Raw genomic sequence first — 13,717 nt, forward strand, 5'->3', positions numbered from 1 at the left:
TCCATCGCTTTCCAAGTGGGTTATGCAATACGGCGTGTAACTACGGAGCTTGGGCCGAATTCGGCCATTTCAGCCCTGTAACTTATTGAAAATGCGTCCCGTGGCCTCCAGGGACCATCGATTTCCCGCCCCCAGCTGTCGAAGTTAGGGGTGTCCGACCTGACGCTCGAGAAGCTGATCCTGACCGAGGCGACTCAGGGAAACGTCTAAGCCCTTCGCGCCGCCGCAAGTGCGTGGAGCATGTGCGCCAGACGCTCGGCATCTCCGAGCGCCGCGCTTGCCGTGTGCCCGGCCAACATCGCTCCACGCAGCGCAAGCCGCCCCAGGGCCGGGAAGATGAGGCGCGGCTGACCGCCGACGTCATCGAGCTGGCCCCCGAACTTCGACACTTGGAAGCCGGAATTTGGCCTGGTCGCGCGGGCTGGTCTTGGAAAATCAAAGGGTTGATCAGTCGGAAAGGTGCCATTTCCGGAAATCCTGTTGTGGCACGTCGTAAGCTAATAGGCCATTGATGGCATTCTCATGGTCGTGATAGCGTTGCGGCATGTACACGAAGATCACCACGTCCGGCGGCCGCCGCTATCTCCAGCTCGTCGAGGGCTTCCGCGACGAGGACGGAAAGGTGCGCCATCGCGTCATCGCCAACCTCGGCCGCATCGACGAGCTGACGCCCCGCAAGCTCGATCCGCTGATCAGCGGGCTCAATCGCGCCCTCGGCCGCGCTGGGAACACCGCATCGGAAGTCATCTTCGACAGCGCGCGGGCCCATGGCGATGTCTTCGCGCTGCACGAGATCTGGAAGCAGCTCGGCTTCGACAGGGCGCTGGCGCGCAGCCTGCGCGACGGGCGGCGCAAGACCGATGTCGAGGCGCTCGTGCGCGCCATGGTCTTCAACCGCCTCTGCGCCCCGGACTCGAAGCTCGGCTGCCTGCGCTGGCTGGACACGGTGGCGATGCCCGCCATGCCGGAAACCGTCACGCATCAGCATCTTCTGCGGGCCATGGATGCGCTGATGGATCATGCCGATGTTGTCGAGGATGCGCTGGCGAAGCAGATGCGGCCGCTGGTCGACCATGACCTGGCGGTCGTTTTCTATGACCTGACCACCGTCCGGATCCATGGCGAGGCCAAGCTGGAAGACGACCTGCGCGGCTTTGGCATGAACAAGGAAACCGGAGGGATTGCCCGGCAGTTCGTGCTGGGCGTCGTGCAGACGGCCGAGGGCCTGCCACTCCTGCATACCGTCCATCCCGGCAACATGGCCGAGACGAAGACGCTGCAGGGCATGCTGGAAACCGTGCTGAAGCGGTTCCCGGTCCAGCGGGTCGTGCTCGTGGCCGATCGCGGTCTCCTGAGCATGGACAATATCGGCGAGCTGACGGCCCTGGCTGATCGAGACGGCCGAAAGTTGGAATTCATCCTGGCCGTTCCGGCGCGCCGCTACGCCGAGTTGGCCGAAACATTCCAGTCGCTTGCCTTCGACGCTGATGGCCTTGCCGAAAGCACCTTCGCCGGGCACCGGCTGATCATCGCCCATGACCCGCTGCGCGCGGCAGAGCAGTCGGACCGCCGCCGCGCGCGCATCCGCGAGCTTGAGGAAATGGGCGACCGTCTGGCTGGCAAGCTCGACGGGCAAGACGCTGGCGAAACGGCCCGCGGCCGCCGCGCCTCGGACCGGGGATCGTACAGCCGCTTCACCCGTGCCGTCGCTGAAGCCGAGCTTACCCGCTTCATCAAGCCCGACCTGCAAGCCGACCTGTTCAGCTGGACCGTCGACGAGGCGGCCATTGCCCGCGCCGAGCTCTTCGACGGCAAGCTGGCGCTGCTCACGAACGTGGCCGGCAACACGCCCGCCGAGGCTGTCGCACGCTACAAGTCATTGGCGTATATCGAGCGCGGGTTCCGCGTCCTGAAATCCGACATCGAGATCGCCCCCGTCCACCACCGCCTTCCGGACCGCATCCGGGCGCACGCCCTCATCTGCTTCCTGGCGCTCGTCCTCTACCGCGTCATGCGGATGCGGCTGAAGGCAAAGGGCCATTCCGCCAGCCCGCGCACCGCGCTCGACCTGCTTGCGCGCATCCAGAAGCACACGACGCATATCGGCGACCAGACCTTCACAGGCCTATCGAGGAGCATGCCCGAACAGCTCGATCTATTTGACGCCCTGGGGCTCCCGAAGCCCGACTGACCGTCCCGTTGTGGCAGAACTCGCATGTGTTGCGAGCAATATCAAGCGCTTATCGATTTTGACGTCGAAGTTGGGTGGCCCGGGAGCATGGCCGCTACGGCTACCGCCGGGTCGCCGCGCTGCTGCGCCGGGCGGGCTGGCAGGTCAACCACAAGCGGGTGGCGCGCATTTGGCGGCGCGAAGGGCTCAAGGTCCCGCACAAGCAGAAGAAACGCGGCCGGCTCTGGCTGAACGACGGCTCCTGCGTGCGACTGAAGCCCGAGCAGCCCAACCACGTCTGGTCCTGCGACTTCGTGCAGGACCGGACCAGTGATGGCCGCGCCTGCCGGACGCTCAACATCCTCGATGAGTAGACACGGGAGGCGCTGATGATCCGCGTCGACAGGCGACTGAACTCCACCGATGTCGTGGACGCGCTGACGGACCTCTTCATCCAGCGCGGCCCGCCACGGTTCATCCGGTCCGACAACGGCCCAGAGTTCATCGCGCAGAAGGTCCGCGACTGGATCGGGCTGGCGGGGTCAAAGACCGCCTGCATCGAGCCGGGGTCACCTTGGGAGAACGGCTATTGCGAGAGCTTCAATGCGCGCTTCCGGGACGAGCTGCTGAATGGCGAGGTCTTCTACTCGTTGAGGGAGGCGCAAATCCTCATCGAAAGATGGCGAAAACACTACAACATGGACCGGCCGCATAGTGCCCTCGGATATCGGGCGCCGGCGCCCGAGGTCTTCATTCCAGTAGATCGAAGGCCGACCATGCATTAGCATTAAACCCGGACCACTCGCTGGGGTCAGTTCACGACCTCCACCATCTCGCCGCAGCCGCAGGGGCACAGGATGCTGTCGGGCTCGATGATCTGCTCGATCCGCTCGAGGTGTTCCGGCAGGTTGCCGTCGCCAGCGGTGCTCGGACCGGTGGCGCAGCCGCTGGCAACTTGCGGGCTTTGCCCTTCGTCGGCTTCCTGCGCTTGCCGAGCGACTTTTCCGCAGCCTCGGTGGCCGCCGCGAGCATGCCCTCGGCCACTTCCAGATCCTCGAAGGGCAGGTTCTGCTGGTCTGGGTCGAGCTTCTCGGACTTGGCGCCAAACTTGTCGCGCCGCGCCTGCGCTATCATCCGTTCCAGCCGCGCGCGGGCCTCCTCGGCCCTGGCCAGAAGGGTCTCGGCCAGGGTCCGCGCAGCTTCGGCCTCGGCAAGCCGCCGCTCGAGATCGGCCACATGGGCCGCGCTGATCGCCCCTTCGGATGCCATGGGCCGCTTCTACTGGAGCGGCGCCGGGCGCGCCGCCCGAAAGCGCGGCCAGAGTCATCCTGCCGCGGCTATCCCGCCAGGCGCGGCCGCTTCCGCCGTTTGGGCAACACGGCTGTCCAGTCGAGCCCTTCCACCAGATCGGAGAACTGCGCCGGGGACAGCCGGATCACCCCGTCCGCGGGCTTCGGCCAGCGGAAGGCCGAGCCCTCGAGCTTCTTGTAGACCAGCACCAGCCCGCTGCCGTCCCAGACCAGGCATTTCATCTGGTCGCCACGCTTCGAGCGGAAGATGAACACGGCGCCGCCGAAAGGATCATGCCCGAGCACGGATTGCACGATCAGCGACAGCCCCGCGTGCCCCTTCCTGAATGAGGCATCATGCCGCCACCGGTTCGAGGTCGATGCCGAATGACAGGGTGCGTGGCGAGATAGACGCGGTAGCGCCCGCCCGGCAGGATCACGTCGCGGCCCGCACCGCGGCGATCACCCTGGCGAGATGGTCGGGATCGAACGTGCCGGGCACGAGGATCCGGATGTCCTGCAGCCTGATCTCGATGGCCGCGCCGCAATCCTGGTCGCCAGCGCCGCCGCGGCCGCCGCCATCGCCTGCGACGAGCACTGGCACCAGGCCCAGTACGTCTTCCTCTGGCATCGGCAGCAGCCCGTCCCGCGCGGCGCGCCGCCAGGCATGCAGCTGCGGCGCGGAGACCCCGTTGCGCCGCGCGACATCCGCCACCGAGACGCCGTCGCGATAGGTCTCCAGCACCATCTCGGCCTTCACGTGCTCCGGCCAGCGTCGGCGGCCGCTCGGACCCGTAACGACATCGATACGCCCGGCATATCCTTTGTCGCGACTGTGAGAATTTACGTAAGTTTGTGCATCGCTATCCATCTGGCGCCCCCTAAGTTACGGGCGTCATCTCGGACGTCACAACGCGTCAAACAACGAGGGTGATGGGCGGTCGCTTACGAGCGAAGAAGAGCGCGCCCGCATCATTGCCATCTGCGCCCTGCCCAAGTTCGCCAGCCTGCCGCCGAGCCAGATCGTGCCCAAGCTGGCTGACGAGGGCAACTACATCGCTTCGGAATCCAGCTTTTACAGGGTTTGCGCGAGCACGGCCGGAACCATCGGCGGGGCCGCGCCCGGGCGCCGACACGACGGAAGCCGCCCGCAAGCTTCGAGGCCAACGGGCCTTGCCAGGTGTGGACGTGGGAGTTCGATCCGGTCCGCGCCAGCGGCAAATCCTCCGGGGGAGGATTTGAGGATCGGACGGGCGGAGCCCCGTGGCTGCCGGGGCCGGTCGCGGGCAAGTTCTTCTACCTCTATATCATCACCGACATCTGGAGCCGCAAGATCACCGGCTGGGAGGTCCATGAGCGCGAGACCGCGGAGAATGCGGCCGCGCTGCTCGAGCGCGCTGTCTGGGCCGAGAAATGCGTCACCAGCCCGCTAGTTTTGCATGCGGAAGTCCGATGAAAGGCGCGACCATGAAGGTGACGATGGACCGGCTCGGCATCACCGCCTCTTTCAGGCGCCCGCGGGTGAGCAATGACAATGCCTTCTCCGAGGCGCTGTTCCGGACCTGCAAGTACCGCCCGGGCTGGCCGCCGCGCGGCTTCGCCAGCATCGGGGCCGCGCGGACCTGGGTCCAGAGATTTGTCGCCTGGTACAATCGCGAGCACCGCCATAGCGCGATCCGTTTCGTGACGCCCGAGCAGCGCCACCGCGGCGAGGAGGGGGCTCTCCTTGAACGGCGCCGCCAGGTCTACGAGCTGGCCTGGGCGGCGCGGCCGGAACGCTGGTCAGGCAGCACGCGCTGCTGGGCGCCGATCGGCGCCGTCTGGCCCAACCCGGAACGGCCCGACGAGATGCCGCGAGGCCATGGGGCCGCCGACGCGCTCCCAAGGGAAGCAGTTGGCGGCGGCCCCATGGCCGGGTCAAGAGAATGCGGAGCCTGAAAACAGACACCGGAGACAACCCCATTGAAAACCACCGATCTCGGAGCTCCCCGCAATTGCGATCGCCTGCGCATCGGCTGTGTCACGCATTTCTTGATGTAGCTTCACGATGATCCGGCGAAATGTGCAGCCCACATTAAGATGCAAATTTCATTGCACCCAAGGCGATGCCTCCCCACTCCGTTTCCGCCGCAGCTCTTCCGTCCAGAACGATGAGACACCTGAATTTATCAATAATTTCAGATTCAGAATCTTCCTTCACACACCCAAGCGCGGTACAGTCTAGGTTACAATAATTCCATTGCAACTCACGTCCAAGGATGATTTTAGTTGGCTAACACTACAGATCAAGGAAGCCTTGTATGGTAATCTCAGTTACGTACATCTTGGGCTCTACGCGCTCAGGCACATCGGCCCTACGGAACGCGCTCGCCGAAACGAAGTACGTCGGCTTTGGAGAGGGCCATCTCGTACCGATTCTGGAGGATATTTTTTCGGATGTCGCTCGGCATAAGGAAAAAGGTCTTGGCGCTGGCGTGCCAGGAAATGGCCTGCACAATCTGAAAAAAAACGTCCTTTTGCGTTGCATTGTTCATGGATATGAACGCTATCTCCAAGGCGAGCTGGGGAGTGCTTGCGTTATGGACAAGACTCCTACGATTGTCCCCATTAGGCTATCGCCGTTGTTGAACGAGTTCCATGAAAGTCCGAAGTTCTTGCATTGCGCTAGGCGCCACGTGGACAACGTGCAATCAAAAGTTAAGAAGTTTCCCGACAGGACCTTGGAGCAACATTGCCAAGAGTGGGCGCACTGCAACCTTAAATGGCTTGAAGTCAGGGATCAGCTAAGTGGGAATTTCTTTGACTTCGACTTCTATGATCTCTCAAACGACCCGGGCAGGATATCCAAAGATATCGGAGAATATCTCCAACTGGATGATGTCGAGATCACAAAGATGGCGGAGTACCTCCGTAGCCAGCGCCCGCAATCGCACGCAAAGCGGGATCTGACAAAATACCTCAAGCTCAGCGAGATGACTTGGACTGATGACGAAAAGGACGCATTCATTCGGATATGCGGACCTGTCGGGAAGCGCCTTGGATACGGATTTGAGGAGTACTGGGAGCAAAACGAACTGTCTGTGGAGAATAAAGTTGAACAAGGGTTGTGAGTGGGTACGTAAAAAATTGATTCTGGATCTGTTTTAAGGCGGAGGCATTTAAGAGAAGAGAAAAATTAATCGCTCTCATGTAGCCATGCACTAATTATTGCACGCCACTCGGAGATAAGCGTACGCGAATCCGCCGCGGCACTGCCACCATAAGGTTTACATCCAAAGCACTTCGAGCAACAAGCGCTTCAACCATTATTTAGTCAAGGCTCAACGTGGAAAATGTCAAACGGGAGCATAGCGCTTGAAGCCCCAACGAGCGCCAAGCCATATAAACCTATTTGACTTCTGTTGAAGAGACTTGCGTGGGCTGCCCGGCTCCGAAGTAATCCAACTACCCGCCACTGGCGGGGGAAGTGTTTGCTGTCGAGCCCTTTATTGCCCTCAATTTATAATCAATTACAGCATAAGGTGGAGAATTCTCCACTGAGAACAACCGGGCCCAGTTTGCCAGAGCTGCACCTCAAGTGCGTCGATTTTGCGCTGTGTTTTTTTAAGATGAACTGATATTTAGAAATAGCTTGCACGTTTGTAACGTGTTCAGCTAACGAATCGCAGTGTTCCGCACTCTGCGCAGTGAAATTGGTGGGTGCCAAGGCTTTCCCATGATCTTATGTGGACATGTCTTGATGAGCAGGCGCTGTGCAGCGCGAGAATGCGGGATGCGCTTCACAATACGCTGCAGCTCGGATGCGGTGCCCCATGTACCTTATCGAAAGTGCCCGCGAGAATGACCAGTACCTTCCAACATCTAGTCTATGCCGACGAGAATCCAGACGTGGCCGAACATTTTGGTCGCGATAGCTCCGAAGACCTGCATTCTCATTTCAATCGCCACGGCCGAAGCGAAATGCGCGGAATGCAATTCGGTGATTTCATGAGGCTTGAAGCGGTCATGTTGTCAGATCAAGGTGATGTATACCTTGCCGGCTGGGCAGATAGGCGGGTAATAGACAATTTCCGGGTATCCATCGAAATAGGCTACATGCGCCATGAACTTGGCGAGCCCGAGTTCTATTGGTACCATCGTTCTGATGTGGCGGAAGTTATTGGGGATACCGAATGCCCCTCCGGCTTCATTTGTGTTGCGAAGGCTCAAAGCGTCATTCCCCACTCAAAGCTGCGGGTATATGTGGGGGGATATCTTGTATATCAAGAAAATGCGCTACGGTTGAAATCACCAAGCAAGTTTCTCAATGAGGCCCTCGGCGCATGTGCGGTTTTGGCCGATCGACCGATCGGGTCAACTTTGCCTCAAGCTCAGGGACTATATCCCGCATTCGCGGGCGTTTGGCGTCGAGTCTTGGATAAGATGACCTTCTTAAATGCATTTTCGCATCAGAAGATGGAAAAAGCAAAGCAAAGTGTCATTATTACGATTTACCGTCGTGCTGACATGCTGCTGATTCAGCTCTCGGCACTTGCAAAGGAGTTGATTGAAACCGGCACAGAAGTCATCGTGGTGGGAAATGATCTTCAAGGGGCTGACATGCTCATTGAGCAATTGGGTGCGTTTTGCCAAATTCACCCTATTGACCTGTCAGTTTGGCTTTGCTCCGGTAATTCTGGGTTCTCTGCAGGGAACAATTTTGGCGCCTCCAAAGCGAGAGGTGAAATTTTGGTATTCATGAACCCAGATATTTTCCCGCACGAACATGACGATGGATCAACTGCTAAAAATTTCTTTGCGAAGGACCCTGGCAACGCACTACATGGTGCCCTCCTCTACTATGGAGACGGTTTGTTAATGCATTCCGGGATGTATACTACGTCAGACGTAGTAATCGATGCGGCGTCTGGCTATCGGAATGAAGTCTTGCGCGTCGAGCACTTTGGTAAAGGACTAAGTCATCACATTGATGACTTAGATACATCTGCAGTCCTTCAGGCCGTGCATGATAGGAAAATATTGGTTTCGGCTGCACTGTGGAAAATACGGAATTCGGTATTTCAAAAAGTCGGCGGCCTCCCAGAAGATTACATCTTCGCGTACTATGAGGATGCAGATTTCTGCCTTCAACTTCTAAATGGTGGATACGACATTGTGCTAGATAGCACATCTCGTTGGCTCCATATGGAGGGTGTGGGAAAGGAAATGGCCCCTGCAGTAAGAAGTTTCATGTGGTTAAACAGAGCACACTATACCCAACGATATTGCAACGACAAACTCGTTGTTGACGCGGAAACCGATCTTACTCTGATCTGAAATGGCTCCGAACATGAAATACCTGACCGTTGCACTGTACCACCCGCGTGTCTTGCGTGGTGGAGCTCAATATGTAGCAAAAGATCTGCATGACACCGCAGCAAAAACTCCAGGCGTTGATGCTGTCCTTCTTGCGTGCATCGACGGAAACATGTTTCCGCAATACGGTAAGGTGGGCGCTTCAATTACCAGCCTGCCCGACAGTCCTAATGAATTCATTATGGCTGGTCAGAGATTCGACGATTTCTATCACGTCGTTTACGATAAAAGGCGCAATAAGGCGCTGACAAGGTTTCTCTTAGATCAGAAGCCCGACGTGATACACTTTCACCATTCGCTGTGGGTTGGACTTGAGTTCATCGAACTTGCGCGGAAAGTTTTGCCGAATGTAAAAATTATCTATACACTTCATGAGTACATGGCAATCTGTCATTCAAGAGGACAGCTCTTCCGATATGGAGAAAGCAGCATTTGTCTTGATAGCTCCCCTGACCAGTGTAACAAGTGCTTCCCTGGAATTTCTTCGGATGATTTTTATCTTCGCCGTCGCACATTTCAGAGAGCATTTCGATTTGTCGATCATTTCGTATCGCCCTCTGAATACCTGAAGAGCCGCTTTGTCGAATGGGGTATCGACGCGGAGAAGATAACGGTCATTCATAACGGGCATCAACCGAGCCGGCCGAAAGGGTGGCAACCAACACACAGCAATGATCTCAATGTGTTTGGTTTCTTCGGTCAATTCGTTGATGCCAAAGGGATTGATGTTCTTCTTAAAGCCGCCGCGCTTGTTTCACAGGAGACACCTGTGGAGATCAAGATTTTCGGTGGAAACAAACAATATGCCAGTGCCGATTACATTGGTCGAATTGACCACATCCTTTCGGGGAATACAGAAAATCTCAAGATCACGGAGGTTGGGTCATACTCTCGAAACAATGTATTTGATCTTATGTCGACGGTCGATTGGGTTGTTGTACCATCCGTGTGGCCAGAGACTTTTGGATTGGTAGTTTCTGAGGCTTGGGATGCGAAGCGGCCTGTAATTGCTTCGCGTGCTGGCGGGCTTTCCGAGCGCATAAAAGATGGGACGAATGGATTTTCCTTCTTGCCAGGCTCCGATCTGCAGTTGTCGTCGATTCTAAAGAACTGCATTGGAAACTTTGACCTTTGGCGCACTCTTGTCGACAAGATGAAGGACGAGGTCACTCTAGACATCGCGTGGAAGCAGCACCTTCAGGTTGTAAAGGGAATTCGGCGAACCGCCGGGCAAGCTGACCAACTTGTGGAAAGTAAATAAGGGCTCAATAATTATCGCATCGCATGGCACGTCAATGTTCAATGAACATTGTGCCTGCGAGATAATTGTCACGTTCATTTACTCACGGAAGGCTGCTCTGGTGAGTATTCTATCTTACCTCAGGTGCTTCGATGTCATCGAAACTAAAGCGAGCTTCTCTTTGAACACGGTCAAGGCGAGACTTACCATTCTTGGTTCTGGAGAGGGTGCGTCTCTACACCAGGTTACTCGCAGCAGCTTTCAGGTACTGTCATAAGTTGAGATTAATTTCTAAAGAATTTATTCTCAACTTGAGCAGGGAGCGCGATTCTTGACGCTAGAAGGTGACGCAGGAGGAAATCTAGATACGATGACGTGCTAGTTGTCTGCCTTGTGAAAACGGGTGAGAACCACCCAAAGGATGCGTTTTCGATTCCAGAAAATATCTGTTTCGAAAAACTTATCGAACCAGTATACGGAAAGCGCCGTTATGAAGCTAATACTCCATATTGGAACGGAAAAAACCGGCACCACATTAATTCAAAAATGGCTCTACGCTAACTCCACAAGTTTAAGCAAGCACGGCATCTTTCTCAGCGATAAAATAGGACAACCAAACAACCGAGATTTGGTGACTTACTTTAGAAAGGCGCCGGATAACGATTGGCTCCTAAAGGGAATAAAGTCTCAAAAAGAAAAAGAAATCTACTTCGATGGATTTCTTGATGCCTTCTCGGATGAAATAGAAGTGGCCAAAAGGAGTCATCATACGTGCGTTGTGACTTCAGAGTTTTTTCACAGCAGGCTGATCGAAAATGAAGACATTGCGGAACTGTTCCGTTTTCTTGAGTCGCGGTTTTCAGAAATTTCAGTTCTCTGTTACCTTCGCCCCCAATGGGACGTACGGAAATCTTTGTATTCGACTGGGGTGAAATCGGATGTTATAGAAGTATTCTCTGACTTTCAGAAGGATCTGGACGATCGAAGTGAATACTATAACTACTTGAGCCTGTATCGTCGCTGGAAGAATAATTTTCCTACGGCCGGGATGGAATTTCGAGTCTATGATCGAAATGCGTTTCCAGATCAAGACATCAGGAAAGATGTAATGAGTGTTGTTCATCCAGGTTTCGACTTGGGGGCTTTAGATTTTAACGTTGAAAGTGCCAACGAGAGCGTTAGACTTCTCTTAGCTCATGCTATGATTGCAGTAAATCGTGCATTGCCCAGGTTCGGCGAGTCTGGATTCTTTGGGCTAAATCTCCTCTACAAATCAATTCTGAACAAAACCCCAGAATTGGATCAAGGTGAGATCTCCGACAACCATTCGCTAACTATGAGCCATAGGTTTTGCGCAAGCAATGAAAAGCTATTCCGTTCCCTGGGAATGGAATATGAATTCCGCGCCCCCGCGGTTAACAAGGAAAGGGAAGAACGTCTTAACATTCAAGATGTTGCCAAGGTTGTCGAAGAAACTGTCTTCCGTCTGGTTGAGGGTACTTCAAATAGACTAATTACGATCGAGGATTCGAAATTATTAACGGAAATCGCCAGAAAATGCGAGTCCGGCGGTGAGCTGGGAAAAGATGACGCTATTGCGTTGCTAAAGATCGCAGAGAAATCTCATCCGCAGAAAAAAAATCGCAGTTCGAAAAAATAGATCAATGGAACGTGGTTGGATGTATCGGCATTGATGATGGGTTGGGTAGCCCCTCCTGACGGCACTTGTGCCACGGTGATCCGGATAGGATCAGGAGGTTTGGATGAAGAAGGACGTCTCCATCATCGGCGTGGACCTGGCGAAGAGCGTGTTCCAGCTGCACGGGGCAACCGGGACTGGCGAAGTGGTCTTCCGCAAGAAGCTGTCGCGCAGGCAGTTCGAGGAATTCATGAAGGCCCAGCCGCGATGCCGGGTCGCAATGGAAGCCTGCGGGACGGCGCATCATTGGGCGAGGCTGCTGTCGGCACTTGGCCATGATGTCTGCCTGATTTCGCCGAAGTTCGTGAAACCATTCGTGAAGACCCAGAAGAACGATATGGCCGATGCCGAGGCGATTGCCGAAGCGGCCTGTCGTCCGACCATGCGCTTCGTCGAGATCAAGACGCCCGAACAGCAGGGGCTTGGCATGATCTTCAGGCTGAGAGACATGTTGGTCGGGCAACGAACCCAGACGATCAACAGCCTGCGGGGGCATCTGTCGGAATTCGGGATCGTTGCAGGCAAGGGCCGGGAGAACATCGCCAAGCTGCGGCTCGCTCTGGAGACGGAGGACGCTTCGGAGAGCCTGCCCGCCTCGGTTCGGGCCATGTCGCAGCTCTGCCTCGAGCAGATCGACGGCCTGTCCAAGCGGATCTCGGACCTCGACGCGCAGATACAGGCGGCAAGCAGGCGAACGCCGCTTTCTGCCCGGCTCCAGAAGATGCCGGGGATCGGGCCGGTGACTGCGATGGCAATTGCCGCCTTCGCCCCGCCGATGGAAGCCTTCGGGCGCGGCCGCGATTTCTCGGCATGGCTCGGGCTGGTGCCGAGACAGCATTCGAGCGGCGGAAAGCAAAGGCTGGGCCGAACCAGCAAGTCCGGGCAGAGAGACATCCGGCGCCTGCTGATCACCGGTGCGATGGCGGTGATTTCCGGCACCAAGGTGCGGCCGCCTGCCGAGAGTTCGTGGCTCGGCCGCATCCTTGCGCGCAAGCCGCGGATGCTGGCGGCGATCGCGCTGGCCAACAAGATGGCCCGCATGCTGTGGGCGATCATGACGAAGGATGAAGAGTTTCGGGGTGGTCCGCAGCTGGCGGGTTGACGCGGCCAGGGCACTGCCTCGAAAATGCGGGAGAAGCTGAAGCGAGTATGATATCGATCGGAAAGATCGGGGTTGGGAAATCAGCGTTACATGATGAGCTTCGAGCTCGGCTTGATGTTTTGAACCTGACCCGCGGATCCCATACCGGCCAGGGGGACGTGCTCCCGGAAAAGGCCTGACTCATGGACGCCTTCGATCGCATGATGCCAGCCGAGGCGTGCGCCCGCTGAAACCGGGGCTACCCACACATGTTGTAACCGCCCCCCGACGGCATCACTGTGCCAAGGTGGGATCGCAACAATCCTTGATGGGAGGCCGGTGGTTTTCAAGGTTGTTGTCACCGGTGTCTATTTTCAGGCTGCGCAGTCTCCCGGCCCGGCCAAGGGGCCGCCGCCGACTGCTTCCCTGAGGAGCGCGCCGGCGGCCCCTTGGCCTCTCGGCATCTCGTCAGGCCGTTCCGGGTTCAGCCAGACGGAGCCGATCGGCGCCCAGCAGCGCGTGCTGCCTGACCAGCGTTCCGGCCGCGCCGCCCGGGCCAGTTCGTAGACTTGGCGGCGCTTTTCCAGGAGAGCACGCTCCTCGCCGCGGTGACGCTGCTCGGGTGTGACGAAGCGGATCGCGCTATGGCGGTGCTCGCGATTGTACCAGCCGACGAATGCCTGCACCCAATCCCGAGCCGCCCCGATGCTGGCGAAGCCGCGTGTCGGCCAGCCCGGGCGGTACTTGCATGTCCGGAACAGCGCCTCTGAGAAAGGGTTGTCATTTGATACTCGGGGCCTGCTGAAGGAAGCGGTGATGCCGAGCCGGTCCATCGTCGCCTTCATGGTCGCGCCTTTCATGCGCTGCCCGGCAGGGCATTGCC

Annotated in this window: 9 protein-coding genes and 5 pseudogenes; 10 read left to right on the forward strand and 4 right to left on the reverse strand. The window is 57.3% G+C overall.

Annotated elements, in window-relative coordinates; translation table 11 throughout:
- Positions 1 to 150: 150 nt before the first annotated feature.
- From FGX59_RS34045 to FGX59_RS34055, 3 genes and pseudogenes are all read left to right on the forward strand, one after another.
- A pseudogene (locus tag FGX59_RS34045) lies at positions 151 to 374 on the forward strand (IS3 family transposase); the annotation flags it as partial.
- A 170-nt stretch (positions 375 to 544) separates the two neighbouring features.
- Positions 545 to 2,191, forward strand: a complete 1,647-nt coding sequence (locus tag FGX59_RS34050; RefSeq protein WP_138472820.1) for an IS1634 family transposase — start codon at positions 545 to 547, stop codon at positions 2,189 to 2,191.
- Positions 2,192 to 2,265: 74 nt separating this feature from the next.
- Positions 2,266 to 2,955: pseudogene (locus tag FGX59_RS34055) on the forward strand (IS3 family transposase); the annotation flags it as partial.
- Between the two features lie 35 nt (positions 2,956 to 2,990).
- On the opposite strand, the pseudogene FGX59_RS34060 reads toward FGX59_RS34055, so the two are convergent.
- The 3 genes and pseudogenes from FGX59_RS34060 to FGX59_RS34070 all read right to left on the reverse strand — a co-directional run.
- Positions 2,991 to 3,439 (reverse strand): annotated as a pseudogene (locus FGX59_RS34060) (transposase); the annotation flags it as partial.
- A 68-nt stretch (positions 3,440 to 3,507) separates the two neighbouring features.
- Positions 3,508 to 3,801 (reverse strand): annotated as a pseudogene (gene tnpB, locus FGX59_RS34065) (IS66 family insertion sequence element accessory protein TnpB); the annotation flags it as partial.
- Between the two features lie 94 nt (positions 3,802 to 3,895).
- On the reverse strand, positions 3,896 to 4,330 hold the full coding sequence (locus tag FGX59_RS34070) for a transposase (RefSeq protein ID WP_138472824.1): 435 nt from the start codon (positions 4,328 to 4,330) through the stop codon (positions 3,896 to 3,898).
- 309 nt (positions 4,331 to 4,639) lie between these two features.
- On the opposite strand from FGX59_RS34070, the gene FGX59_RS34075 reads away from it, so the two are divergent.
- The 7 genes from FGX59_RS34075 (at position 4,640) to FGX59_RS34105 (ending at position 12,855) form a co-directional block, all read left to right on the forward strand.
- The gene (locus tag FGX59_RS34075; protein WP_171060967.1) at positions 4,640 to 4,915 is read left to right on the forward strand and encodes a hypothetical protein; all 276 of its coding nucleotides are present in this window, start codon (positions 4,640 to 4,642) and stop codon (positions 4,913 to 4,915) included.
- On the forward strand, positions 4,912 to 5,397 hold the full coding sequence (locus FGX59_RS34080; RefSeq protein WP_171060968.1) for an integrase core domain-containing protein: 486 nt from the start codon (positions 4,912 to 4,914) through the stop codon (positions 5,395 to 5,397). The genes FGX59_RS34075 and FGX59_RS34080 overlap by 4 nt, the downstream gene beginning before the upstream one ends.
- Positions 5,398 to 5,759: 362 nt before the next feature.
- The gene (locus FGX59_RS34085; RefSeq protein WP_138472830.1) at positions 5,760 to 6,569 is read left to right on the forward strand and encodes a sulfotransferase; all 810 of its coding nucleotides are present in this window, start codon (positions 5,760 to 5,762) and stop codon (positions 6,567 to 6,569) included.
- Between the two features lie 730 nt (positions 6,570 to 7,299).
- The gene (locus FGX59_RS34090) at positions 7,300 to 8,775 is read left to right on the forward strand and encodes a glycosyltransferase family 2 protein (RefSeq protein ID WP_171060969.1); all 1,476 of its coding nucleotides are present in this window, start codon (positions 7,300 to 7,302) and stop codon (positions 8,773 to 8,775) included.
- A 13-nt stretch (positions 8,776 to 8,788) separates the two neighbouring features.
- A complete protein-coding gene (locus tag FGX59_RS34095) occupies positions 8,789 to 10,075 on the forward strand; it encodes a glycosyltransferase (protein ID WP_171060970.1) in 1,287 nt (428 codons plus the stop codon).
- 469 nt (positions 10,076 to 10,544) lie between these two features.
- Complete coding sequence (locus FGX59_RS34100; RefSeq protein WP_138472834.1) at positions 10,545 to 11,714, forward strand: hypothetical protein; 1,170 nt, start codon at positions 10,545 to 10,547, stop codon at positions 11,712 to 11,714.
- A gap of 103 nt (positions 11,715 to 11,817) precedes the next feature.
- Entirely contained in the window at positions 11,818 to 12,855 is a 1,038-nt protein-coding gene (locus FGX59_RS34105; protein WP_138472836.1) for an IS110 family transposase, read from the forward strand.
- A 443-nt stretch (positions 12,856 to 13,298) separates the two neighbouring features.
- On the opposite strand, the pseudogene FGX59_RS34110 reads toward FGX59_RS34105, so the two are convergent.
- A pseudogene (locus FGX59_RS34110) lies at positions 13,299 to 13,717 on the reverse strand (integrase core domain-containing protein); the annotation flags it as partial.

Origin of the sequence: Poseidonocella sp. HB161398 (genome assembly GCF_005870025.1) — a bacterium.
GTDB lineage: Bacteria > Pseudomonadota > Alphaproteobacteria > Rhodobacterales > Rhodobacteraceae > Mangrovicoccus.